This window comes from Pyxidicoccus caerfyrddinensis, assembly GCF_010894405.1.
In the GTDB taxonomy this organism is placed as follows: domain Bacteria; phylum Myxococcota; class Myxococcia; order Myxococcales; family Myxococcaceae; genus Myxococcus; species Myxococcus caerfyrddinensis.
Genome location: NZ_JAAIYA010000008.1, coordinates 94,444 through 118,874 on the forward strand (window position 1 = coordinate 94,444; position 24,431 = coordinate 118,874).

The following is a 24,431-nucleotide window of genomic DNA, read 5'->3' on the forward strand; positions in this document are numbered from 1 at the left end:
CGCGGCCCTCGCCGCGCTACGCGCCCGGAGTCCAGCGCATCGCCAGGAAGCGCAACATGCGCAGGTGCCGCTCCTGGAAGTCGTCCGTGTGCCCGCCTTCGAACACCTGGTGCCGGAAGGGAAGCCCGTAGGTCTCGAGCGCGCGGTCGAACGCCTCCGCTCCGAGGAGGGTCTCCTTGCTGCCCCGGTCCATGTACAGCGTGTCGAGTGTACCCAGCGCGGCATGGCGCCTGGACAGCAGCGTGAGCGGGTCCTCTTCCAGCCAGCGCCGCCACACCGGGTCGTCGTCGCGCCCGCTCTGGAACGGCAGCTCGAGGAAGAGCGGGGGCCGCGTCGGGTTGGACGAGAATGCAGCGGCCTTGGCGTAGATGGACGCCACCGTCCAGGCGTCCTCGAACGGGTACAGCTCCGCCAGCTCTCCGGCGTTCCGCGCCACGGGCTTGTGCGCCAGTGCGTTCCGGTACAGCGACCGGCGCTCGTCCATGGCCAGCGGGCTCGCACTCAAGGTACCGACGCTGGAGAACACGCCCGGGTACTTCATGGCCAGCTTGAGGGCACCGTGCCCGCCCATCGAAAAGCCGGCAATCGCGCGCCACGTCGCCTCGGCGCGCGTCCGGTACCGCGCATCCACCGCACCCACGATTTCACGCACCACGTAGGTCTCGAAGTCCCCAATCGCCGGCGAGCGCGCGTAGTAGCTCCCGCCCAGGGAGGTCGTCCCATCCACCGCGACGAGGATGAGCTCGGGCAGCGCGCCCTCCTCCATCTGGCGAAACGCGGCGCGCTGCACGCCCACGGCGCCCAGGTGCCCGTCCTTGCGCGGCCCCAGGCCATGGAGCAGGTACACCACGGGGTACCTGCGCTCGGGGGCGCTGAAATACGACGGCGGAAGCAGCACGCCCAGCTCCCGCGTCCGCGAATCGCCCAACAGATTTCCGTCGAGGGCGCGGCTGTCGAGCCGCACATATTCGAGGTGCCGCGGCAGCTTGGAGTCACCTCGGACGAGGTCCAGGGACAGCGCGCCCAGGCCCGAGACCTGCTTCGAAAGTGCTCTCGCGCCGACGCCGCGGACCAGGGCGAAGGGCACCGCCACGAGCGTCAGTCCCGTGGCGATGAGCGCAAGTGCGATGTGGCGTGACATGCGGACCTCCCCTGTTCGGGAGGTGTTGGATGCGAAGCGTGTGCCGCCATCGTGACCACTCTACCGACCCGCGCATGATGCGCCGCGGACGCGGCGGAACGCCATGGGGGGCGTTGCAGGTTGCGAGGGCGGCGGTGGTGCCGTCGCCGCCGCGTCAGCATGTCGAGCGCCTGCCTGCCTGCCTGCTGGTGGGCGTGAGGGCCTCACGCGCCCCGAGGGCGTCCTGGACGGCTCGCGGAACGTGCGGAGCACGTGCAGCCTGTGACGCGGCCCTCATGAAAAGACCGGCGGCCGGCCTCCTCGAGAGGAGAACCGGCCGCCGGATGATGACTTCAAGGCTTCAGCGGAGAACCGCCGGACCCGGGCCTCTCAGCCGCCCGGGCCTGGCGGCACCGTCGCGACTCAGGCCAGCGTGTTGCGCCGACGGCGCAGCAGGCTGAGGAGCGCCAGGCCGAGCATGCCGGCCGGGGCGCCCGCGCCCGTGGAGGAGCAGCCACCACCGGTGTCCGGCGTGGCAGTGGCCTCCACGGTGGCGGTGTGCGTCCCGCCGCGAGCATCCGTCACGGTCAGCTTGAAGCTGAACGTGGCGCTGTCGCCGTCGAGCTCGGGGACGTTGGCGCTGAGCACCGCTTCGTTGGGGTTGCTCAGCGTGACGGCCGGGCCGCCCGTCTGCTCCCACTTGTAGGTGATGGCGTCACCATCCGGGTCGCTGGAGGCCGAGCCGTCGAGGGTCATCGACGTCTGGTCGCCAGACAGGAGGATGCGCGCCTTCGCCACCGGGACGATGTTGTCGGCCTGAGTGACAGTCACCGTCACCGTGTCCGCATCGCTGGTGAGCGAGCCGTCGCTCACCACCAGGCGGAAGGTCAGCTCCGTGTTCGCCTTCACGTCCGGCGCGGTGAAGGACGGTCTGGCCGTGTTGGCCCCCGTCAGCGTCACCCACGGGCCACCCACCTGCGTCCACTGGTACGTCACCGTGGAGCCCTCGGCGTCAGCGCTGGCGCTGCCGTCGAGGGTGACCGCGGTCTTGCTCTTGGCGGAAGCCGCCTCGCCCGCGTCGGCCACGGGCGCGCGGTTGACCTGGCGCACCGTCACCACCACGTCGTGGCTGGCCGTGGCATGGCCGTCGCTCACCGTCACGCGGAAGGTGAGCTCGGTGTTGGCCGTCACTTCGCCCGTGGAGAAGGTGGCCGTCGCGGAGTCAGCCCCCGTGAGGGTGACCGCGGTACCGGACACCTGCGTCCAGGCGTAGGTCAGGCTGTCGCTGTCCGGATCCGCGGCGGAGGCGGACAGGGTCGCGGTGCTGCGCTCGTCCACCACCACGGCGGAGGCCGTCACGGCCGGGGCGCGGTTGACCTCGCCGACGTGCACGTCGATGGTGTCGCGGGTCGCCAACTTGCCGTCGCTCGCCGTCAGGACGAAGGAGAGCGTCTCCCCGTCGACCGTCTCCGGCGCCGTGAAGCTGGCCACCGCCGTGTTGGCGTTGGACAGCGCCACCGGGGTGCCGGACACCTGCACCCAGAGGTAGCTCAGCGCGTCGCCGTCCGCATCGCTCGCGGAACCGCTCAGCGTCGCCGTCCCACGCTCGTCCACGGACACGTCCACACCCGCGTTCACCGTCGGAGCGCGGTTCACGTCACGCACGTTCACCACCACGCTCTGGGAAGCCGTGGCAGTGCCGTCGCTCGTCGTCACCGTGAAGGTGAGGATGGAGTCGGAGGACACATCACCCGTGGCGAAGGAGATGCTCGCGGTGTTGGCGCCCGAGAGCACCACCGGAGCCCCGTCCGTCTGCACCCAGCTGTACGTCAGGGCATCACCGTCCGGGTCGGACGCCGAGGCCGTGAGCGTCGCCGTGCTGCGCTCGTCCACCGTGGCGGACGAGGCCGTCACCGTCGGCGCGCGGTTCACGTTGCCGATGACCACGTCCACCGTGTCGCTCACGGTGAGAGTGCCGTCGCTCACCGTCAGGCGGAAGGTGAGCGTCTCGACCGCGGCCACGTCCGGCGCGGTGAAGGTCGCCGTCGCGCCGTGGGCGCCGCTCAGCGCCACCGGGGTACCGGCCGTCTGCGTCCAGACATAGGTCAGCGTCTGGCCGTCCACATCGCTCGCCGAGCCGGAGAGCGTGACGGTGGCGCGCTCGTTGGCGGTGGCGTCGAGGCCCGCGTTCACCGTCGGAGCGCGGTTCACCTCACGCACGTTCACCACCACGCTCTGAGAAGCCGTGGCAGTGCCGTCGCTCGCCGTCACCGTGAAGGTGAAGACGGAGTCGGAGGACACGTCGCCCGTGGCGAAGGAGATGCTCGCGGTGTTGGCACCCGAGAGCACCACCGGAGCCCCGCCCGTCTGCACCCAGCTGTACGTCAGGGCATCACCGTCCGGGTCGGACGCCGAGGCCGTGAGCGTCGCCGTGCTGCGCTCGTCCACCGTGACGGGCGAGGCCGTCACCGTCGGCGCGCGATTCACGTTGCCGATGACCACGTTCACCGTGTCGCTCACGGTGAGCATGCCGTCGCTCACCGTCAGGCGGAAGGTGAGCGTCTCGACCGCGGCCACGTCCGGCGCGGTGAAGGTCGCCGTCGCGCTGTTTGCACCGCTCAGCGCCACCGGAGTACCGGCCGTCTGCGTCCAGAGGTAGGTCAGCGCTTGGCCGTCCACATCGCTCGCCGAGCCGGAGAGCGTGACGGTGGCGCGCTCGTTGGCGGTGGCGTCGAGGCCCGCGTTCACCGTCGGAGCGCGGTTCACCTCACGCACGTTCACCACCACGCTCTGGGAAGCCGTGGCAGTGCCGTCGCTCACCGTCACCGTGAAGGTGAAGACGGAGTCGGAGGACACGTCACCCGTGGCGAAGGAGATGCTCGCGGTGTTGGCGCCCGAGAGCACCACCGGAGCCCCACCCGTCTGCACCCAGCTGTACGTCAGGGCATCACCGTCCGGGTCGGACGCCGAGGCCGTGAGCGTCGCCGTGCTGCGCTCGTTCACCGTGGCGGACGAGGCCGTCACCGTCGGCGCGCGGTTCACGTTGCCGATGGCCACGTTCACCGTGTCGCTCGCGGTGAGCGTGCCGTCGCTCACCGTCAGGCGGAAGGTCAGCGTCTCGCCCGTGGCAACCTCCGGCGCGATGAAGGTCGCCGTGGCGGTGTTGTAGCCCTGCAGCGCCACCGGGGCACCGGCCGTCTGCGTCCAGAGGTAGGTCAGCGCCTGGCCGTCCACGTCGCTGGCGGAGCCGGAGAGCGTGACGGTGGCGCGCTCGTTGGCGGTGGCATCGAGGCCCGCGTTCGCCGTCGGAGCGCGGTTCACGTTACGCACGTTCACCACCACGTTGTGGGAAGCCGTGGCAATGCCGTCGCTCACCGTCACCGTGAAGCTGAAGACGGAGTCGGAGGACACCTCGCCGGTGGCGAAGGAGATGCTCGCGGTGTTGGCACCCGAGAGCACCACCGGAGCCCCACCCGTCTGCACCCAGCTGTACGTCAGGGCATCACCGTCCGGGTCGGACGCCGAGGCCGTGAGCGTCGCCGTGCTGCGCTCGTCCACCGTGGCGGACGAGGCCGTCACCGTCGGCGCGAGGTTCACGTTGCCAATGACCACGTTCACCGTGTCGCTCGCGGTGAGCATGCCGTCGCTGACCGTCAGGCGGAAGGTGAGCGTCGTGCCCGAGGCCACGTCCGGCGCGGTGAAGGTCGCCGTGGCGGTGTTGTAGCCCTGCAGCGCCACCGGGGCACCGGCCGTCTGCGTCCAGAGGTAGGTCAGCGCCTGGCCGTCCACGTCGCTCGCCGAGCCGGAGAGCGTGACGAGGGTGTGCGCGTTGGCGGTGCCGTCGAGGCCCGCGTTCACCGTCGGAGCAAGGTTCACCTCACGCACGTTCACCACCACGTTGTGGGAGGCCGTGGCAGTGCCGTCGCTCACCGTCACCGTGAAGGTGAGGACGGAATCGGAGGACACGTTGCCGGTGGCGAAGGAGATGCTCGCGGTGTTGGCGCCCGAGAGCACCACCGGAGTCCCGCCCGTCTGCACCCAGCTGTACGTCAGGGCATCACCGTCCGGGTCGGACGCAGAGGCCGTGAGCGTCGCCGTGCTGCGCTCGTCGACCGTGGCGGAGGAGGCCGTCACCATCGGCGCGCGGTTCACGTTGCCGATGACCACGTCCACCGAGTCGCTGACGCTGGCGTGGCCGTCGCTGACCATCAGGCGGAAGGTCAGGGTCTCGCCGGTCGTCACCTCGGGCGTCATGAAGCTCACGCTCGCGGTGTCGTAGCCCTGCAGCGCGACCGGGGTGCCGGCCGTCTGCGTCCACAGGTAGCGCAGGCTCTCGTTGTCCGCGTCGCTGGCGGAGCCGGAGAGCGTGACGGTGGTGCGCTCGTTCGCGGTGGCGTCGAGGCCCGCGTTGACCGTGGGCAGGCGGTTGACCTGCTGGATGCGGACATTCACCGTGTCGGCGGACGTCACCTGCCCGTCCGTCGCGGTCAGCCGCAGCACCAGGGTGGTGTCCTCGGTGACGTCGGGAGCCGTGAAGGACGGCGTGAGCGTGTTGGCGCCGGTGAGGGTCACCGCCGGGCCGGACACGCGGGTCCACGCGAGGTTGAGCGCCTGGCTGTCCGCGTCGACCGCGGTGCCGTGGAGGGACACGGGCGTGCGCTCGTTGACCGTCACGTCGGGACCCGCGGAGACCGTCGGGGCCGCATTGCTCTCCGCGACGATGCCGATGAACGGCAGGTGGGTGATGCCGGAGAAGGCAATGTCGTCAAGCACCCAGCCGGTGTTGCCGACGCCGTTGTCGGTGCCAATGCGGAAGCGGATCTGCACCGTCTTGCCCGCGTACGTGGTCCCCAGGTTCAGCGTGGCGGTGTTGAACGTCGGGAAGTTCGCGGTGGTGCCGACGAAGGCGCGGCGGCCCGCCAGGGGATTGAAGTTGCCGGCGTACTGGATCAGCGTGCCCGTATACAGCGAGTCCGCGATGTCCACCCACGTCTGGCCTCCGTTCTCGGTCAGCTCGATGACGGCGCCGTCGTAGTTGCCGCTGACATCGGCCTCGAAGTCGTAGGCGTGATTGAAGCTCACGATGAACGGCGCCGTGGCGCTGACGTTCAGCGGCGGGGAGACCAGGCTGAAGTCAGCCGGAGAGCCCAGGTCCACGCCGAAGAAGGCGCGGTTGAGGTTGCTGCTGAACTGCACGACGGTGAAGTTGGCCGGGAACAGGTTCGGGTCCGGGTTGTACGGCGTGCTCCACGGGAGGTTGGCGGGCGTGCCCTCCACGGTCTCCGTGGCGGTGGACTCGGGGACCTGGTCGTAGTTGGCCTTGAACGACAGCGTTTCGACCGTGTCTCCCACGGAGATCTGGCGGTCATCGCGGATGGAATAGGAGAAGTCGATCCGCTGGGAGTTCCCCGCGCCGTTCAGCGTGACGGGCACGGACACGGTGCCGACATCGCCTTCCATGATGACGGGGAAGTTGGCGGTGCCCTGATTGCCCACCGACACGCCCGCGGTGTTCGACACGACGGTGACACTGGTGTGGCTGGCAGGCTCGGCACCCCCGTTGTAGACGGTGAAGGTCAGCCGGCCGGTCTCGCCGTTGTCGAGGACGCCGTCCCCGTCACCCGGGAAGCTGGCATCGTCCTCGAAGTAGGCCTCGACCACCTGCACGTCGACGCCCGTGGAGTAGCTCTCCACCACGCCCTCGTGGGTGAGGGAGTTGCGGTCGGGAGCCACAGCGCCCACGCCAGCGCCGCGCCTGGCGAAGGCCGCCCAGAAGAGCCGGCCGTCGGCCGGGTCGTTGGCGTAGGCCGCCGCGATGACGGCGTCACGCGCCTCCAGGAAGGTCGGCGCCGCGGGCGTGAGCTTGTACCCGTTGACCAGGTAGCTCTTCATGCGGTTCTGCGCCTCCGCGAACGGATGCGCGCGCAGCAGGGCCGTGTAGCACTCCCACAGCATCGTGGCCCAGATTTCGCCGGAGTTGTGGACCTCCGCGTTGTTGCCGCTCGGGGCGATGGGGGCGCTGGTGGGCAGCGCCTCACCGTCGGTGATGTGCTTGAACGTCAGCGCGTTCTTCGCCATGTCCGACGAGTACGTCACACGGCGGATGCCGAAGAACGCGGAGTCCGGAGAGGTGCCGCGGGTGGCGTACTCGGCCGCGCCGTAGGCACCATTCCAGTTCGCGTTGCTCGCGACGTTGATGTCCTCGGGGCGCGTAATCATGAGCAGGCCGGTGAAGTCACCCCAGCCCTCGCCCATGGACCGACCCTGGTTGTTGGTCAGACCGGAGGAGTTCTGGATGAGGCGGTTGCTGATGTAGTGCCCCCACTCGTGGGCCACGATGGTGTTGTCCACCGTGCCGTCGAGGTTGGTGACAGGGCCGCGGAACAGCCGCGCGTTGAGGCCGGAGGCCGCGCGCAGCGTGTTGCCGTCCGCCAGGGTGACGCGCACCGAGGGGATGGTGATGCCGGTGGCCGTGCCGCCAAGGTCCGCGACGAAGCCGGGCGCATTGTCGGCGATGATGACGCCGATGGCGCCCGCGCTCTGCGCGTTGGCAACCTTCACGGTGAAGGTGCACGTGCCGCGGTCCATGAAGGCAATCCTGCCCGCCACCGCCGCCGCATTGGTGAGCGCCGAGCAGCCGTCGGTGGTGGACGGACCGGCGGCGTCCGCCGCGTCCTGGCCGATGACCACGTCGCCGGTGACGTTGAACAGCTGGGGACCGAAGCCCGCCGCGATGCCCGTCTGGTAGTCACCCGCGACGCTCGCGGGTGCGTTCGCCGTCACGCGCGAGTTGCGCGGGCCGGAGAACAGGTACATGCGCATGCGCGGGGACGCACCGTCCGCCGGCGCCTGCATGTTGGCGTTGTTGGTGCCGCTGTAGTCCTGGGCCTGGGCGCGGATGGCGTCGTTGCCAATGCCGCCGCGGCCGTAGTTGTCGACCTGGGCGTTGCCGGACGCCTCGTCGAAGCCGGCGTCGTAGAACCAGTCGTGGAGCCAGTTGTTCACGAAGAACAGGCTCGTCGTCGCCGCGGCAATCTGCTGCGCGTTCGCGTTCGGCTGGAGGTTGAACAGCATGGTGCGGTCGAACACACCGGGCGCGGTGACGGTGGGGCGCAGGTCGCCTGCGTTGTAGCCGTCCGGCGCGGTGAGGTTGGCGAACGCGTCCACGTTGTTGCCGCTCGTCACCGTGGCGTTGTCCGCCAGCCAGGGGTCATTCTGGCTGAAGGGCACGTTCTGCAGGGTGACCAGCGAGGGCGCCACGTACGCGGGCAGGAAGCCGCTGGGCGTCGTGCCGGTGGGGTGCGGGGTGGCGTTGGTGCCGGCGGGACCGTCGTGCGGGGTGTAGGGCGGCGTGGTGTCCGCGAACACGCGGTAGCTGAACTCCGCGTCCGCGGTCAGGTTGTTGCGCAGCAGGATGCGGCCGTCCACCGCGGAGATGACGTACGAGTAGTAATCCGAGTCCGAGCTGTCCCGGCGCCCGGTGTTGAGCTCCACGTAGTACGCGGGCACCAGTGAGGTGGGCAGCGAGAAGAGCACCTGCTTCGCGCGCGCCGGGATGATGAACCCTTCCTCCAGCGGGCGGGAATAGCTGGCCACGTCGAAGTGCGTGTACTTGTCGGCCTTCTGCGTCTTCACGCTCGTGAGCAGGCTCGCGTCCAGCGCGGTGCCGGTGAGGTCCTGGTAGGCCGCGGACACGGCGGCGCTCGCCGTGAGCTGGAACCGGACGCGCGGCGGAGCGCTGGAGACGTGACTGGAGAGGCTGCCGGAGACGGCCACCAGCTCGTTGCTCCGGTTGAGCAGGAGGTTGAGCGAGTGCCGGAAGACCTCGATACCGCCCGCCTCCTGGGCCAGCGTGACGACCTTCACGCCCTGGCCGTTCTGGCTGATGTTGACGACCCGCGCGCCCGCGGCCTCGAAGGAGCCCACTCCGTAGAGCGGGGCGGCGTCCGCGATTTGCACCAGCGCGGCCTGCTCGGGCGCCATGCTCGCGAAGGGGGAAGCGCGCAGCTTCGACGACGACTCCGCGCCCTTCCGCGCCCAGAGGAACGTAGGAGAACCGGTGCGCTCATCACGATGAGCGACGCGGGGCCCCTTGAAGTCCACGGGCTTGAAACCCGCGGAGACTCGAGCCGCGGGCTTCGCGTCCTGCAATGCATCGTAGTTCGGCAGTGTCCGGGCGGCGGCGCCGGTTCCAGACAACACCAGCGACAGGCCAGACAGCGTGGCAACCAACCTTCTCACGTGGGGAAGCTCCCTGTTTGCGACGGCGGGAGGGCGCCACCTCAAGACCCGTGAGCGTGTCCCAGCCCCATCGCCGGAACGCCAGGTCGCATGCAGGTGACTCCCGGGTGACGGGCTGTCACCTGCTGGACAGACTAGTGCTCCCAGTGATGTAGGTTTAAAGGGGACATCGGCGCTAATTTCTAATTCAACGCACAATTCCGCGTTTACGGCATGTTGTCCGGGCCCTCGGAGGAAAAATCGGGTGGATGCGAAGCTGGTGACTCGCGGTGCTCTGAACGGAGGCGGGATGCGCGGGGGGAAGCTCGTGGGGTGGGTCGCATGTCTCATCCTCCTCGGAGGTTTGGGCCCCTGGGGTGCGCCGCCGCCCGCCGGGGCCTGGCAACTTCCGCCCGCCAGCGACGGTGGCGTCGACGCCCTCACCACCGAGCGTGCCGTCGAGCCATTGCGCGACGCGGTCCAGACACGCCGCTCACCGGCCGCGCGGCACCTGCGGCTCGCCCTCGAAGCCGTCCCGCGCCAGCCCGCGGAGACACTGCGCGTCGCGGCACTCCTGCAGGAGGACCCGCTCTTCCTCTCCTACGGCCTCCAGTTGGAGGCCGCGAGCTCACGCACCATGGCGAGGGAGCTTCTCGCCGGGGGCAAGCGCGCGGAGGCGCTGGAGGCGGCGAAGAAGGCCATCGCGCTCTACCAGCGCGTCGCGGAGAGCTGCCCGTCGCCTGTCGCGGAGAGGAAGCTGCCGGAGGAGCTCGGGCGGACCGAGGCCCTGGCGGGCGAGGCCTGGCACGGGCAGCAGAAGTGGGCGGAGGCCCAGCAACTCTACGAGAGCGCCTTCGCGCACTTCGCCACCGCCGGGCTGCTGACGAGCTTCCTGCCGGAGACGCTCGGCCGCTACGCGGAGTCCTGCGCGCGGCAGGCGAAGCCGTCGGTCTCCCCCACCTGCGTGGAGTGGCTCCGCCGCTTCGTCCAGTTGGAGGAGCGAGGCGCCCCCAAGACACTGGCCATCGCGAAGCACGTCCCCCTCGAGTCGCTCGGCCCCTTCCCACCCGCGGAGCCCCGGACACCCGCCGCGCTCACCGTGGCCCCGGACACCCAGGCATTCACCGACGCGATGGCACTCTACCGGGCGCGGAAGTTCGGGGACGCCGCCGCCGCGTTCCAGGCCCTGGCGGAGACGTACCCCACGTCGGCCCATGTCCTCCGTGCTCGCTACTGGAGGGGACGTGCGTTCGGCCAGGGCAAGAAGCTCAAGGAGTCCAGGGCCGTGTTCAAGGCGCTCGTGGAGGACGCGCCCCTCACCTGGTACGGCCTGCTCGCGGCGGGGGCTTCGGGGGTGGACCTCCAGGCGAGGATTTCTCGCACCCCGGCGAAGGCGGCGGCGCGAGACGCGGCGCTCGTCCCGTGCGAGCAGCAGCGCGTGGCGCGGGCCGAGCACTTCCTGGCGGAGGGCATGGCCCCGCTCGCGGCGGAGGAGCTCCAGGGGCTGGCGACGCGAGAGCCCGCGCGGCTCGGCGCGCCCTTCCTGCTGTACGTCGCGATGCTGCACTCGGAGGCCGGGGACGACCCGTCCGCGTTCCAGGCGGTCAGCGAGCTGCTGAGGAGGAAGCATCCCGACGCGCTCACGCCGTTCGCCCTCCGGCTGCTCTTCCCGCCCAGGCACCTGGAGCTGGTCCAGAAGTACGCGGCCGAGCACGGACTGGAGCCCGCCCTGGTGCTGAGCGTGATGAAGCAGGAGTCCTCCTTTCGCATCAACGCCGAGTCCGGGCAGGGCGCGCTCGGGCTGATGCAGCTCTTGCCTGGCACCGCGGAGGGGCTGGAGAAGGGCGCGGGCGGGCAGCTCCTCCAGGTGGAGCCCAACATCCGCGTCGGAGCGAAGTACCTGCGCTATCTCCTCGACTACTTCTGCGGCAACCGCGCTCTCGCACTCGCCAGCTACAACGCGGGGATGGGGCGGGTGAACGGCTGGAAGAAGCAGGGGCTGCTGGGGACGGACCTCATCGACTTCGTCGAGTCCATCCCCGTGAGGGAGACGCGCGACTACGTGTCGCAAATCATCCGCAACCACTACTGGTACTCGTCGCGGGTCATCGGCACGAAGGCGCGGCCGTTGGACCACTTCTGGAGCTCGGGCGCGAAGGCGAAGACGGGGCGCTGCGCCGCCAAATCCCAGAAGGCGCCCGCCAGGGGACAGTCCTCCAAGAAGTGACGTGCGCCCCCTGTGTGGAGGCCGGAGCTCCGTCTGTTTTCACTTCGTCTGAAACACGAGAACGTCACAATCCGGAAACAGGTCGCCCTCGAGACATCGGCTCACCATGCGCCGCGGCAAGCCCCGCCGGCCGCCCGCATCATCGGGGTGTCACGCTCCTGTGGTATCCAGACGCCTCCACCTGGAGACTCCCCATGAAACTTCGCACCCTCGCATTCGCCTGCCTCGCGGCGCTGGCGGCCTGTTCCCCCACCCCTTCCGAGCCGACGGAGGAGACCGGAGAGGTCACGTCCGAGGCGGTGACCAACCGCCTCTACGCCACCGTCGGTGACAACGAGCTGAGCTTCGAGACGCTCGGCACCTTCGAGGTGCGCAACGGCGTCCGCTCGCTCATCATCCGCGCCACCGCCAACCGCTACCTGTCGGACGTCTACAGCTTCGTTCCCGACGACATCTTCGGGACCGCGAGCATCATCAGCGAGCGCCGGTTCGAGATTGCCCTCGCGGAGGGCTACGAGCTCAACACCGTGCTCTCCGGCCTGCCCCTCTTCGTCTCCGTCCACACCAACACCGGAACGCCTCGCTCGTACACCGCGCGCATCGTGATTGCCCCGCGGTTCTTCGACTTCCGCGGCTCCACCGGCATCTGGATCCAGGAGGAGGTCAATCCCCTCTACGTCGTCCAGGGCAACACCAACCTCCTCTACCGCGGCCGCGCCAGCGCGAACTCCGACTGGCTCACCGTCACCGCGCCCGACGGCATCCCCTCCGTCAACGGCCGGCCCAACTACCGCCTCGACTGGGGCTACCCGGGCATCTATCAGGCCATCGACCCGCACACCGTCCCGCTCAACTTCTCCGCTGGCGCCGACAACGGCGTGGAGATGGAGAAGACGGCCCGCCTGGTCGCGCGCGTGACGGAGCTCGCGCTCACCGACGGGGACGCGTACGACGTCTGGCCCACCCCGCCCTGCGACCCCGCCGTCTACACCTGCTATCACTCGGCACCCGCGGGCACGACGGACTTTGGCCACTGCGGCACCTACCGCCAGGTCCTGCGCTGCAGCTACGCCAGCGCCTGCGAGGTGTTCCCGCAGACCTGCTCGGCGGGCACCACGGCGACGGCTCCTGAGCTGTAACTGACCTGGGGAGGAAGCCACCTGCCGCTCCTTCCCCAGCGCGGCCCGGGCGGCAACACCGCCCGGGCGGCAACGAAGCATGAGCATCGGGTCCGAAGACGTGGCCCTGTCTCCGTGCCGCGCCGCAGCCATTCGTATCTTCCTGAATGGCGGCGCTCGCACTCGGCTCCCTGGCACCGAAAGGAAGGACGAGGACGGCGAAACGCCGGACCTGCTTCCAACTCGCAGCCGCCGGGAACGACACGCACCCGGATGGGAGACACACGTGCAGACGCAGACAGAGCGCCAGGTGAAGACGGATTGGGTGGCAATGCTGGACCAGGAGGCGCATGCGCTCGTGGGAGCGCTGGATGCGCATCCCGACGCCAGGCGCCTCTTCGACGGCACCATCGACGCGGAAGGCTACATCCACTATCTCATCCAGACGTATCACTACGCCCGCTGGAGCACGCCCATGCTGGCGGAGGCGGGGAAGCGGCTGAAGCGGCTGGGCTGGCATCCCCCGCTGGCGGACCTGCTGCTGCAGAAGGCGGGCGAGGAGCGGGGACACGAGCGGTGGTTGCTCTCGGACCTGAAGAACCTGGGGTGTTCGGAAGCGCAGGTCGAAGCCGCGGCGCGGACTCCGGCGGTCGACGCGTACACGGGCTGGAACTTCTTCACCTCCAGGTCGGGCGTCCCCACCGCGGTCCTGGGCACGGCGTACGTGCTGGAGTACCTGTCCCAGACGCGCGCGAGCGGGGCGGTGGAGCGCATGCTCCAGCTGGACGCCATCCCGAACATCCACAAGTCCGTGACGTTCCTGCGCAGCCACGGCGCCCTGGATGAGGGCCATGTGGCGGAGATGGCCTCGGTGCTGCGAACGCTGACGGACCCGGAGGAGCAGGCGGCCGTGATTCTCTCGGCACGCACCACTCGAGTGGTCTACCCCGGCATCTTCCGCGAGGCCTGAGGGCCGTCATACCCCGCCGGGGGTAGAGACAGTTCCTGCCGCGAAGGTGATTCTCCGGTTCAAACCGTGGCATTCGGACCGGAGGCGTCTTCATGCGCTACATCACCCACATCCATCTCGAGGGAGGGGCACTTCACGAGCACATCACCCGCCTTCGCTGGAAGGCGAACGCCCTGACAGGCGAGGCCAGCCGGGCGGAGATGGTCCAGTGGGTCAGGAATGGCGGGGATGCGCGGGTGGAGGCCCGGCCCGGGAATGTGAAGGTCGAGGTCGTCGACGCCACTTCGCCCTATCTGCGGGCGAAGGCGAACGGCATCCTCACGGACAACCTGCTCGAGCTGCCGCGATTCTGAAGGCGCGCGCGAGGGTCCGGTGACACGGGCGGGCTCGGAGCAAGCAAAGCGGCGAGCCCGCTCGTGCCCCTTCAGATGGGCTTGTTGAGGTGGGCCGCCTGGTAGAGGAAGTCGGCCCGGCTGTCGACCCCCAGCCGTTCGAAGACGGCCTTCACGTGCACCTTCACCGTCTCCTCGGAGAGGGCGAACTCGCTGGCGATGTCCTTGTTGGACCAGTTCCGGAGCATGCCCCTGGCGATGTCGGCCTGCCGCGGCGTGAGCACGCGTCTCATTGTCTCGGGGAGGGGAATCGACACGGGAACCTCGTTCAGGACGAGGGCCCACGAGCGGGGACCCTCCGTTTCGGGCAGCTCGATGAACCTCACGACCCGGTATGCGTCGCCATGAAGCGAGACCCAGAGGCTGGCGTCGAGGCGCGCGTCCGCATCCATGCGGGTCAACGCCTCCAGGCGCTCCTGCAGCACGCGCGGGATTCCCGAGGCATGGAGGTCGGAGGGGACGAACCACTTCTCCAGCAGCGCGGCGGCACGTTGCGAGCGCAGCACCTCGTGCGAGGGGGGCGCCACCACGAGGTAGGCGGAGTCGGGCCGGCGGTAGAGCTCTTCCAGGAGGTGCGCGCCCGTCGTTGCGGCCTGCACGTCACGGCAGTTGCGCACCGCGTTCACCAGGTGGCGCGTGAGGCTGGTCAGGAGGCTGGCGTCCTGCTCTGAGAAGGGGAGCCGGCGATCCCGATACAGCGTGAAGGCGCCGCACAGCCCCGGCGGCACGGGCAGGAGGACCGCCATGACGTGCTCCAGGCTCAGGTCCAGCTCCCGGCTGCGCTGGTACAGCGGGCTGCGCTCCAGCTCCTTCCGGGAAAGCATTTCCGAGTCCCGGAGGGCCACGTTGGGCCGGGCGAAGATGGGGGCCCGGATGAAGTCGGAATCAACCCACTTGGAATACTCATCCAGCAACGCGAGGCGGTGGCCTGGCACCAGCCACTTGAACTCCACGAGCGGTCCGAGGGTGATGAGGCACAGCCCCATGTAGTCTGCGGGCATCAGTTCGAGGAGGGGCGCCCGGGCGGATTCGAGGGCCTTGGGGAGGGACAAGTGGCTGTTGAGGGCCTCGATGACCCTGTCCCTGAGTACCCATTCATGCGAGCTGAGGTTCATCGACGCGAGCATCCGTCCTCCCTGAGCAGACCACCCCGTGAGTCCATACCGACGTTCGGCCATTCCATAGGCACGAGCTGAAAGTCTGTCCCTCACCCTCCAGGGGTAGGCCCCGAGCTTGACTGCAGGATCCCTTTCTGGCTGCCCGCGATGCAAGAGGGGGCTGTCGGCGCAGCGGGCGTGGGCTACAACCACCGCGCGATATCCATTCCAGGAGATGAAGATGGCCCCCGGCAGTCCTGCAAAGATGGTGGTGATTGGCGCTGGTCTCATGGGCAGCGCACTGGCGCGAGCCTTCGCGGCAGCGGGGCATGACGTCGCGGTCTGGAATCGGACTCCTGGCAAGGCAAAGGCCGTTGGAGGTGGCACCACCGCGTTCGAGAACCTGCTCGAGGCCGTACAGGGACGGGAGCTCGTCGTCGTCTCCGTGTCCAACTACGTCGCCTCCTTCGAGCTGCTGTCCGCGAAGGGCGTCGCGGCGGCACTTGCCGGAAAGACGCTCGTCCAGCTCACCAGCGGCTCACCCGCGGACGCTCGCTCGGGGCTGGAGTGGGCAATGGCAAACGGCGTGGACTACCTGGACGCCGCGATACTCGCCTACCCGAGCTTCGTCGCCACCGACTACGCGACGGTCTTCTACGCCGGGTCGCGAGCGGTCTTCGACCGGCACCTCGAAACGCTCCGGGCGATTGCCAAGAATTCCACCTACGTCGACGAGAAGATTGGCTCCGCCGCGACGCTCGACTGCGCGATTCTCGAAGCCTACTACGGGGGCTCCCTGGCGTTCCTCCATGCCGCGGCCATGTGCAAGGCGGAAGGTCTCGACCCGAAGGCCTTCTTCGCGCAGAAGAACTCCTTCCTCGGGTTGCTCTCCGTCACCGCCGACGCCGCGCAGGGCATGATTGAGAACAACGACTTCACTGGCGACCAGTGCAGCCTCAATACCCACGTCGCGGCAATCGAACACATCGTCCGGCTGAGCAAGGACGCCCGCATCAGCGCGCGCTTCCCGAAGGAGCTGCTCGACAACTACAAGCGAGCCGTCAGCGCGGGACTGGGTACCCAGGAGCTGCCAGCCGTGTTCCGGACCCTGACGCAGGATTGACGCTGGCCGGCGAGCTCCGCCAGCCCGACCTTCCGCGCACGCCACGTCCCTGGCCACTCAGTTGATGGCGTGCCGGGTCCGCCGCGAGTGGCCTGCTCAGCGCGGCTGAGCAGGCCATTCGACTTCGACTTCAGGCGGCCTGACGCTGAGGCGCGCGAGACTCCTGGATGGCATCCAGCAGTCGACGACTCGTCTCGCGGTAGTCGAAGGAGCGCACGGCACGTTCGCGTGCGGCGCGCGCCATCTGCTCGCGCAGCGCAGCGTCCTGCCCGAGCCGGAGGAAGGCGTTTGCCAACCCCTCTTCATCCCCCTGGGCCACCAGCAGTCCATCCGTCCCGTCTGAAATCATGTCCGGCGTGCCACCGATGATGGAGCAGACCGGGGGGACGCCACACGCCATGGCTTCCATGACGGCGACGGGAGAGGCCTCGCCGAGGCCCACGCTGGAGAGCACGAAGGCATCTGCCCGGTGCAGCAGCTCCATCACCGCCGCTTCTCCGAGCGGCCCCACCATGTCCACGTGCGACTCCAGCCCGAAGCGGGCAATGGACTCGCGGATTTCCTGCTCGTGGGGACCCCTGCCCCCCACCGTCATGTGGGCCTTCAGTCCCCGGTCCAGCGCCTTGCGAAGCCCGGCGAAGGTATGGACGTGCCCCTTGCAGAGGTGCAGCCGTCCAATGGAGACGAGGTGGAGGCCGCGGGGGTCCTCCGCGCGCTGCGCCGGAGGGTGGAAGCGGTCGGTGTCCACGCCCATCCACAGGGTGTAGGTGCGCTCCGGAGGCAGTCCCGCGTCCTCGATGAGCTGGCGCTGCATGGGGCGTGCAGCGGCCGCCACGAACGTGGCGTCCCAGGCCTTGGCGGCGTGGTCCGTGCCGTACACCGGCAGGTCGCCGTGGAGGTGGAAGCTATAGCGCGGGCCGCCGAGAATCCTGCAGAGCGCGAGCACGTGCGCGGCGTCCGCGGCGGAATGGCCATGGATGTGGTCCAACTTCCGCTCGCGCGCGTAGTGGAGGAGGTCCACCGCGCACGCCAGCATGCCCAGGGCTCGCGCCTTCTGCTTCACGTCCACCGAGAGCCTGGCGACATACGCGAGGGCCTGTGCCACGCCCGGGAAGTCCCGCGGCGAAAGCAGCGCCGACGAGAGTCGAGGCGGGTAGAGGTACGTGGTCTCCGAGGCCGCACGCTCGGCCCATTCATGCGGGCAGTCCTCCACCGGGCGCCGCGTGGAGAAGACGTGCACCTCGACGCCAGCGGCGCGCAGGGCGGTGATTTCCCGCCAGAAGAAGGCGTGGGTCTGCGTGGGGAACTCTGGGATGAGCATGCCCAGGCGAAAGGGGGCGACAGTCATGGCGTGTGTTCTATTCAGAGGTGCCCGGGCCGAGGAACAACCCGCGCGCGGCAGGACGGACGGTAGAGGTGAAGAGGTCGGCAGGCAGCGTAATCCAACAATAGACCGCCTTGGCCACGCCCGCGATGAGGTGCCCCCCCGGGCAGTGACGGAGGAAGCGAGCGGGAGTGCGGCCCCCTCCTACTTCGGGCGCTCCACCCTGCCCTCCCGCTCTACCCGGGCGTCCGGTCCGCTCCCACTGGACAGGGCCCTTCCGCGGCGCGGCCCCGCGGGGCCCAAGGACCGGTAATGTCCGCGTGCGCCGGAGTGCAGGTGCGCTCCGGTTTCCGAGAAAACCATAGGGGGCCCGAAGACCATGGCGACGAATCCGAGAGGGCTGCAGCCCATCGACGCATACCTGGCGGGGCTGAAGGACCCGGCGGCGAAGAAGACGCTGGGGGCGCTGCGCCTGCAGCTCCGCAAGCTGCTTCCCGGGGCGGTGGAGACCCTCAGCTACCGGATGCCCACCTTCAAGGTCGACGGGAACGCCGTGGCCGGCTTCGCCTTCTTCAAGACCCACTGCGGCTACTACCCCTTCAGCGGCAGCGTGGTGCCGGCGCTGAAGGCGCAGCTGGACGGCTACACCACGTCGAAGAGCGGCATCACCTTCCCGCCCGACAAGCCGCTTCCGGCGAAGCTGGTGAAGACGCTGGTGCAGGCACGGCTCGCGGAGATTGCCGCGAGCGGGAAGAAGCCCTCGGCCGCGAAGAAGAAGGCGGCCTCGAAGAAGGCGCTCATCACCGACCGCGTCACCGACAGCGCCGTGAAGGAGGCCACCGGGCGGGACTGGAAGGGGTGGATGCGCGTGCTGGACGCGGCGGAGGCGGGCGCGCTGAAACACAAGCAGCTCGTCGCGCACCTGGCCCGGGAGGTGGAGTCCGGGTGGTGGCAGCAGTCCATCGCCGTGGCGTACGAGCAGGCCCGCGGCAAGCGCGTCGTCGGCGAGACGGCGGCCACCGGCTTCCAGGTGGGCGTGGTGCGCACGCTGCCGATGAGTGCCCCCGAGGCGTGGGAGCGGGTTGCGACCCAGGCGGAGACATGGCTCGGCGCCGGCGCGACGCTGACGCTCGAGCCGGGAGCGGGCTACGAGGTTCCCAAGCGCCGTGGAGCCCCCGGCGTCCGCGGTGAGGTCCGGGTGGTGAAGCCCGGACAGCGCATCCGCATGACCTGGCAGCCGGACGGCTGGAAGAAGCCCGCGACGCTGCAGCTCACGCTGGTGCCGAAGACGCGAGGCGTCTCCTTCCACGTGCACATGGAGAAGCTGCCGGACGCGAAGGCCCGCGAGGCGATGCGCGAGCACTGGTCCAGGGTGCTCGAAGGCCTCGCGAAGGCGTGACGACGGCTTCACGCGCTGAGCGGGTTCGGGTGTGTCTTCAGGGGCGCGCGTGAGCCGTCACCGCTTGCGCATCCCGCTCATGTCGAGGGGCCCGCCACGCTGGGTGGCGCGCTGGTAGGCGGGGCGCGCTTGCAACCGCTCGAGATAGGCGCCGAGGTTGGAAAAGGATTGACCGGACTCCAGGGCCCCCGTGGGCCGCGCCGCTTCCAGCACGAAGCTCATCTGGATGTCGGCGGCGCTGAAGCTGTTGCCGACCAGGTAGTCCCGCTCGCCGAGCGCACCCGAGATGTAGCCGAGGTGGTTCTTCACCTCGCTGGAGATGCGAGGCATGAGCGGCGCACCCGCCTCGCCCAGACGTCCCACGTACAGGCTGAGCATGAAGGGCAGCATGGCCGAGCCCTCGGCATGGTGCAGCCAGTGCACGTAGGTGTCGTACTCGGGCGAGTCCGGCGCGGGCGCGAGCCGCCCCTGGCCATGGCGGCGCACGACGGAGTCGATGATGGCTCCGGACTCGGCGAGCACCCGGCCATCGTCCTCGAGGACCGGGGACTTGCCGAGCGGATGGATGGCCTTGAGCTCGGGAGGCGCGAGCTTCGTCTTCGGGTCGCGCGGGTAGATGACGAGCTCGTAGTCGAGCCCCAGCTCCTCCAGGAGCCAGAGGATGCGCTGCGAGCGGGAGTTCGCGAGGTGGTGCAGTTTGAGCACGGAGCCACGCTACTCCCTGGACTCGGCATTGTCCCCGGTGTCGAGGCTCAGCGCGCGCCGAGAAAGTCCGCCTTGCCCAGATCCACGCCGTTGTGGCGCAGCAGCGCGTAGGCGGTCGTCACGTGGAAGAAGAAGTTCGGCAGGGCGTAGCTCTTCAGGTACTGCTCCCCGGTGAACAGCAGCGGGTCGCGGCCGCGCCTCGGCACGCTGACCTGCTTCTCCTCGGTGCCGTCCAGCTTCTCGCGGGGCACCGACTCCAGGTAGGCGACGGTCTTCGCGATGCGCTCCTCGAGCTCGGTCAGCGTGGCCTCGTTGTCCTCGTAGCTCGGCGCGTCCGTCCCGGACAGGCGTGCCACGCAGAACTTCGCCGAGTCACAGGCAATCTGCACCTGGGTCTTGAAGGGCAACATGTCGGGCGCGAGCCGCACCGTCACCAGCACGTTGGGGTCGAACTTCTTCGCGTCCGCGTGGGCCCGGGCCTTGCCCAGACACTTCGAGAGGTTGCCGAGCATCGTCACGAAAATCGGCACGCTGGCCGAGGACATGGAAATCGTCATGGAGGGTCTCCGGATTGGGAGCCCTGCTCTAACCCATGGCGGCGGCCGACGCACCTCCATCGTGGAGGGGGCATGCTGGGAGTGCCCCCAACACGGCCCGCATGTGCCCGGAAAGAAGCGTCAGCTCCGGGTGGGCTGGGTAGAAGACGCTGGCTCCCGCGGCAGCTCGCTGCACACCTGCGCGGCGCCGTCGGACGGCTACTTTCTCCGGAAGATGGAGCGGCCCTCGCGGAGGCACGCGATGAGCGCGTCGCGGCGGAGCCCGTTTGCGTCGACGACCTCGTCCACGAGCCACAGCCGCACGCGGTCGAGGAGTTCGTCGTTCCGGAAGAAGTCCTCGTCGGAGCCCAGCTCGGTCTCCAGGTCGCCGCCGAAGCGGATGTCGTGGTCCTCGCCGAGGAAGAGTCGCGCGCGGATGCCGCCGGAGACCATCAATGACTTGTCATTGCGGAAGCCGTGGATGAGGTCCTTCGCGACGAGGTCCCCGCCGACGAAGAAGGCCCCGTCCGTGACGAGGCTTCCACACCGCAGCGCCCCGGCGATGGCGACCCGGGAGTCCGGGTCACAGTCCCGGACGAGCCCGGTGACTTCGGCATCCCCCAGCACGAGCAGGGTGCCGACGATGCGCAGGTGGCCCTCGACGCGGAGGTCGCCGGGGACGACACGGACCTCGCCGGGCCCCACCTCCAGGTCGCCTACAACGACCTCCGTGGGACGTGGGGCTGGAGCCGCTTCGCGCAGCAGCCACGCGGCGGCGTAGAAGCCCCAGGGCTCCACGTTGCGCTCGCGCAGCTCGCGAGCCCACTCCTCGGCGGTGGGCGGGAGTGGCTCCATCCACCTGTCCAGCGCCTCGACCTTGCCATCCTCGAAGGCCGTGTCCGACTGAAGCCGCTCCGCGACGCGGGCCTTCACGTCCTGCAGCGCCGCACGGGTGATGCTCATCGCGTGAGAACCCCTGGGCGGCTCGACAGCGGGCGCCATCGCGACTCCCTTGGGGGGCCTGGTGGGACGGCGGCGTGCGCCCAGGAGGTCCACGACCGCGCGCAGGGCGATGCACGTACGGTCTTCCGGCGGGTAGCGCTCCGTCGCGATGCGATGGAGGTCCTGCCAGGTGAGCGCGGCCCCCGTGCCCTCATCACCGAGTTTCGCCACGGACACAGGAGGCGGGGACGTGTACCCGAGGTAGCCGTGGAGAAGAGGCGAAGCCCATAGCCGTGCGAGCAACCTGGTGCGCTCGAGCTGCTCGGTATCGAAGGCCTCGGTCAGCTTTGCCTCGAAGACGATGAGCTTCGAGGGAAGCACGAGCGCGAGGTCCGGCTTCGCGCTGAACACGCCCTCGAGCACGCCGTAGACGACGCGGTTCTGCACGTCCAGCGCGCTCCCCGGGAGGGTGCCCTCCGGCCCAACCCCGATGGACAGACGGTCTGCCTTCGTCCGCACCTGGGCCGGATGGGTCTGCTTCGGGTCGCGGAGGACTGGCGCGAGCTGCGACCACCGGGTGTGCGGACGTTCCTCGGCAACGAGCCCGACCAGTTCATCCATGCGGCTGGAGACGTCGCTGCCCTTCCACATCTCGTACGCATCCCGGATGAGGGCGACTTCGGTCAGGACCACGGCGCCAGCGGCCTCGCCGGGAACGTCCATGTCACGCGCACGGAGGACGGCCAGCACCCGCGCCATCGCGCTCTCCTGGGGCGCGGTGGCAAGCCCCTCATGGAGGAGTCGAAAGAGGTGCGAGCAGGCCGCGCGCTCCTCCCGATTGAAGCTGTCGAAGGGAATCTCCATTCGCGCAATATGCCCCCACCTCCTGCCAGATGGGACGGGCAACCTGCGCACCCGGCTGAACCATGCCCACGGCGGCGGTTGCCGCGCGCCTCAGGTCCGCTCCATTTCCTCCCCAATCCCCTTCAGGGCCTCCAGTGCCTTGAGGGGAAGGCTGATGCCTCCCGCGGGCACCTGAGGCTCGCGGACGTTGATGCGGATGAGCGTTCCGCCGTGGTCCGCCGCGGCGTCCTCGCAGAACTCGCGAACGGAGGGGATGGCCGTCCCGGCGCCGCACTCGACGATGGCCAGCCTGCCGGGCCGCACGGCCGCCAGCCACTCGTTGAGCCGCTGCCTCTGGGCGCGCGAGCGTGAGCCATCCCATCCCCAGTCCCCGAACATGAGGATGTTGGGCCGCAGGAGCGAGCCGCAAGTCGGGCACCTGGGCAGGGGCGGCCGAGCACGGAAGGTCTCCGCGTCTACCTCCACGGAGTAGGGCCCGGCGGCGGTGATGCCCGAGCACGAGCCGCCCAGACACTGAACGAAGTGGATGGAGCCATGCACTTCGAGGATGCGCGCGTCGGGGAAGCCGGCCTTCTGGAACTGGCCGTCCACGTTGGAGGTGAAGACGAAGGCCCCGTGGCGCATGCGTGAGGCCCAGGTGCGCAGCAGCTCGAATCCCGGGTGGGGCACCGTGGCCCGGTACAGCCCGAGCCGGTGGCCGTAGAAGCCCCAGGCAAACTCAGGGTCGCGCTCGAACCAGGCCGGGTTGGCCATCGAGGCGAACTCCAGGCCGAGCTTCGCGTAGGCGGGGTAGGCCTTCCAGAAGCCCTCGGTCCCGCGAAAGTCGGGCAGGCCCGAATCCACGCCCATGCCCGCACCCGCCCCGATGATGAGCGCGTCGGCGGAGCGGAGTACCTCGGCGGCACGGCGGAATTCTGACTGGGACATGCGAACCTGCCTTGTGCCCGGAGGGCATCCGCGTGAACGACAGGCGAAGCATACCGCCGCCCTCGAACGCAGGCAGCACGCCGACGCGCTGATTGAGCCCCGGCGTCGCGTCCGGCCCCGGGGCCTCGGGGCCTGGAGACACGACCGCCGGGCCCCCGTGAAGGAGGGCCCGGCGGCGGGATGCGACGCTTCAGCAGGGACGGCGGGGACTACCGGGCGTCCACGGTGAGGCAGGGCTCCATCTTCTCGGGAGCGACGAGGAACAGCTCCTCGCGGCCCAGGTCCTGGGTGATGCCCGGCGTGGCGAAGCCAATCTGACCACCGCCGTCATACGCGAGGGCCAGCCAGTCGTGCTGCGACGCGGGGAACACGTTGTTGGCGGCGCCGGAGCGATTGAAGTCCAGGGCGTAGGACGCGGCCTGGATGCTCCCATTGGCATTGAAGTCCAGGTTGACGCTCGCGTTGCCAACGACCTGGGCGTTGTTGAAGCGAAGCCCGCTGATCTTCGCGAGGTCCGCTTCCGTGGTCGGGGCGACGGGCGCGAACGCGGAGGCCTCGTTGACGCTCGCTTCGTTGAAGGCGGCCACCCGCACGCGCGAATAGTCGAGCACGTTGTTCAAGCCGCCAATGCCGAAGCCATAGAACTGGTACTCGTAGTTCATGATGCTCAGGTAATTGGGCTTGTAGTTGCTGTCATCGTTCCCACCGTGGCGCAGGCCGATGTTGTGCCCCAGCTCGTGCATGACGGTGCCGGCCAGCTGCAGCTCCGTGGCCGCGATGAAGCCCAGCGTCACCACGAAGTCATGCGCGGGAATTCCGCGCGAGATGCCGCTGGAGTTTCCGCCGGCGTACCGGTTCGCGAACAGCATGTAGTGGAAGTAGGGCGCGCGGAGCGCGGCGAAGTACTTCCCCTTGATGACGTCGAAGTCCGTCCAGACGGGGTTCAGGTCCTGGTCCGCGTCCGCCGCGGCGATCTGCTGATCCACCACGATGTGCAGGGTGATGCCCGTGGAGCCATCCGGGTTCGTCACCGGCGCGTTGGCGAAGGCGTTGATGACCCGGTTCAGCATGGCCTGGGTGGGCTGTTGGTTGGGGTAGTAGTCCGCCTCGATGAAGATGTCCTTCCTGCGCGCGTTCGCGCCGAGGGCCGTCAGGTCCAGGCCGCCGCCGAAGCCGAACGACTCCGCGTAGTCGTTGAGCCGGTCTCCGTCCGTGTCGGGGTTGTTGGGGTTGGTGCCCAGCAACGTCTCCACGGCGTCGCAGACGGCGTCGCCGTCCGTATCGGGGAGAAGCGAGCATGCGGGGATTGGGAGGGGAATGGCCGTTGCCACTTCCACGCCCTGGCGGGTGCTGGCCGTCTCCGCTTCCGGGAGGTCGGCGCCGCCACACCCGTTCAATCCCAGGAGCGCAACGGAAGCCGTCAGCAGGGCCTTGTGAAGCTTGGACATAAAATTCTTTCTGTTCGCA

Annotated in this window: 15 protein-coding genes; 6 read left to right on the forward strand and 9 right to left on the reverse strand. The window is 69.1% G+C overall.

Annotated features, from left to right (window positions below; translation table 11 throughout):
* Positions 1-16: 16 nt before the first annotated feature.
* Entirely contained in the window at positions 17-1,141 is a 1,125-nt protein-coding gene (locus tag G4D86_RS20180; RefSeq protein ID WP_163995625.1) for an alpha/beta hydrolase, read from the reverse strand.
* Between the two features lie 402 nt (positions 1,142-1,543).
* The gene (locus G4D86_RS53830; RefSeq protein ID WP_275899129.1) at positions 1,544-9,361 is read right to left on the reverse strand and encodes a myxosortase-dependent M36 family metallopeptidase; all 7,818 of its coding nucleotides are present in this window, start codon (positions 9,359-9,361) and stop codon (positions 1,544-1,546) included.
* Between the two features lie 289 nt (positions 9,362-9,650).
* On the opposite strand from G4D86_RS53830, the gene G4D86_RS20190 reads away from it, so the two are divergent.
* The 4 genes from G4D86_RS20190 (at position 9,651) to G4D86_RS20205 (ending at position 14,008) form a co-directional block, all read left to right on the forward strand.
* Positions 9,651-11,567, forward strand: coding sequence for a lytic transglycosylase domain-containing protein (locus G4D86_RS20190; RefSeq protein ID WP_163995627.1), 1,917 nt, complete (start codon positions 9,651-9,653; stop codon positions 11,565-11,567).
* A gap of 194 nt (positions 11,568-11,761) precedes the next feature.
* Positions 11,762-12,706 (forward strand): hypothetical protein, encoded by a 945-nt coding sequence (locus G4D86_RS20195; RefSeq protein ID WP_163995628.1) that lies wholly within the window; start codon positions 11,762-11,764, stop codon positions 12,704-12,706.
* A 265-nt stretch (positions 12,707-12,971) separates the two neighbouring features.
* On the forward strand, positions 12,972-13,655 hold the full coding sequence (locus G4D86_RS20200) for an iron-containing redox enzyme family protein (protein WP_275899130.1): 684 nt from the start codon (positions 12,972-12,974) through the stop codon (positions 13,653-13,655).
* Positions 13,656-13,747: 92 nt separating this feature from the next.
* Positions 13,748-14,008 (forward strand): DUF3892 domain-containing protein, encoded by a 261-nt coding sequence (locus G4D86_RS20205; protein ID WP_163995629.1) that lies wholly within the window; start codon positions 13,748-13,750, stop codon positions 14,006-14,008.
* 71 nt (positions 14,009-14,079) lie between these two features.
* On the opposite strand, the gene G4D86_RS20210 is transcribed toward G4D86_RS20205, so the two are convergent.
* Complete coding sequence (locus G4D86_RS20210; RefSeq protein ID WP_240360365.1) at positions 14,080-15,174, reverse strand: helix-turn-helix transcriptional regulator; 1,095 nt, start codon at positions 15,172-15,174, stop codon at positions 14,080-14,082.
* A 211-nt stretch (positions 15,175-15,385) separates the two neighbouring features.
* Between G4D86_RS20210 and G4D86_RS20215 the strand changes: the two genes are divergently transcribed.
* A complete protein-coding gene (locus G4D86_RS20215) occupies positions 15,386-16,267 on the forward strand; it encodes an NAD(P)-dependent oxidoreductase (RefSeq protein ID WP_163995630.1) in 882 nt (293 codons plus the stop codon).
* Positions 16,268-16,397: 130 nt separating this feature from the next.
* Here the strand turns inward: G4D86_RS20215 and G4D86_RS20220 are convergent, their stop codons facing one another.
* Positions 16,398-17,615: a glycosyltransferase family 4 protein gene (locus G4D86_RS20220; protein WP_163995631.1), complete on the reverse strand. Its 1,218-nt coding sequence runs from the start codon at positions 17,613-17,615 to the stop codon at positions 16,398-16,400.
* A gap of 355 nt (positions 17,616-17,970) precedes the next feature.
* Between G4D86_RS20220 and G4D86_RS20225 the strand changes: the two genes are divergently transcribed.
* Positions 17,971-18,990 carry an SRPBCC domain-containing protein gene (locus tag G4D86_RS20225; RefSeq protein ID WP_205519655.1) on the forward strand — a complete coding sequence of 340 codons (1,020 nt, stop codon included), beginning with the start codon at positions 17,971-17,973 and terminating at the stop codon, positions 18,988-18,990.
* Between the two features lie 57 nt (positions 18,991-19,047).
* Here the strand turns inward: G4D86_RS20225 and G4D86_RS20230 are convergent, their stop codons facing one another.
* The 5 genes from G4D86_RS20230 to G4D86_RS20250 all read right to left on the reverse strand — a co-directional run bounded on the left by G4D86_RS20230 (position 19,048) and on the right by G4D86_RS20250 (position 24,412).
* Positions 19,048-19,695: a glutathione S-transferase family protein gene (locus G4D86_RS20230; RefSeq protein ID WP_163995632.1), complete on the reverse strand. Its 648-nt coding sequence runs from the start codon at positions 19,693-19,695 to the stop codon at positions 19,048-19,050.
* Between the two features lie 47 nt (positions 19,696-19,742).
* Complete coding sequence (locus tag G4D86_RS20235) at positions 19,743-20,252, reverse strand: DUF1993 domain-containing protein (protein WP_163995633.1); 510 nt, start codon at positions 20,250-20,252, stop codon at positions 19,743-19,745.
* A 198-nt stretch (positions 20,253-20,450) separates the two neighbouring features.
* Complete coding sequence (locus G4D86_RS20240) at positions 20,451-22,037, reverse strand: hypothetical protein (protein ID WP_163995634.1); 1,587 nt, start codon at positions 22,035-22,037, stop codon at positions 20,451-20,453.
* A 90-nt stretch (positions 22,038-22,127) separates the two neighbouring features.
* Complete coding sequence (locus G4D86_RS20245; protein WP_163995635.1) at positions 22,128-22,964, reverse strand: SIR2 family NAD-dependent protein deacylase; 837 nt, start codon at positions 22,962-22,964, stop codon at positions 22,128-22,130.
* Between the two features lie 209 nt (positions 22,965-23,173).
* Positions 23,174-24,412 carry a zinc metalloprotease gene (locus tag G4D86_RS20250; RefSeq protein WP_163995636.1) on the reverse strand — a complete coding sequence of 413 codons (1,239 nt, stop codon included), beginning with the start codon at positions 24,410-24,412 and terminating at the stop codon, positions 23,174-23,176.
* Positions 24,413-24,431 lie beyond the last annotated feature (19 nt).

Bases quoted from the DNA above. Each gene is read 5' to 3' on its own strand.
- G4D86_RS20180 (WP_163995625.1), bottom strand. From the start codon at position 1,141: ATGTCACGCCACATCGCACTTGCGCTCATCGCCACGGGACTGACGCTC.
- G4D86_RS20190 (WP_163995627.1), top strand. From the start codon at position 9,651: ATGCGCGGGGGGAAGCTCGTGGGGTGGGTCGCATGTCTCATCCTCCTC.
- G4D86_RS20195 (WP_163995628.1), top strand. From the start codon at position 11,762: ATGAAACTTCGCACCCTCGCATTCGCCTGCCTCGCGGCGCTGGCGGCC.
- G4D86_RS20205 (WP_163995629.1), top strand. From the start codon at position 13,748: ATGCGCTACATCACCCACATCCATCTCGAGGGAGGGGCACTTCACGAG.
- G4D86_RS20210 (WP_240360365.1), bottom strand. From the start codon at position 15,174: ATGCTCGCGTCGATGAACCTCAGCTCGCATGAATGGGTACTCAGGGAC.
- G4D86_RS20215 (WP_163995630.1), top strand. From the start codon at position 15,386: ATGGCCCCCGGCAGTCCTGCAAAGATGGTGGTGATTGGCGCTGGTCTC.
- G4D86_RS20220 (WP_163995631.1), bottom strand. From the start codon at position 17,615: ATGACTGTCGCCCCCTTTCGCCTGGGCATGCTCATCCCAGAGTTCCCC.
- G4D86_RS20225 (WP_205519655.1), top strand. From the start codon at position 17,971: ATGGCGACGAATCCGAGAGGGCTGCAGCCCATCGACGCATACCTGGCG.
- G4D86_RS20235 (WP_163995633.1), bottom strand. From the start codon at position 20,252: ATGACGATTTCCATGTCCTCGGCCAGCGTGCCGATTTTCGTGACGATG.
- G4D86_RS20240 (WP_163995634.1), bottom strand. From the start codon at position 22,037: ATGGAGATTCCCTTCGACAGCTTCAATCGGGAGGAGCGCGCGGCCTGC.
- G4D86_RS20245 (WP_163995635.1), bottom strand. From the start codon at position 22,964: ATGTCCCAGTCAGAATTCCGCCGTGCCGCCGAGGTACTCCGCTCCGCC.
- G4D86_RS20250 (WP_163995636.1), bottom strand. From the start codon at position 24,412: ATGTCCAAGCTTCACAAGGCCCTGCTGACGGCTTCCGTTGCGCTCCTG.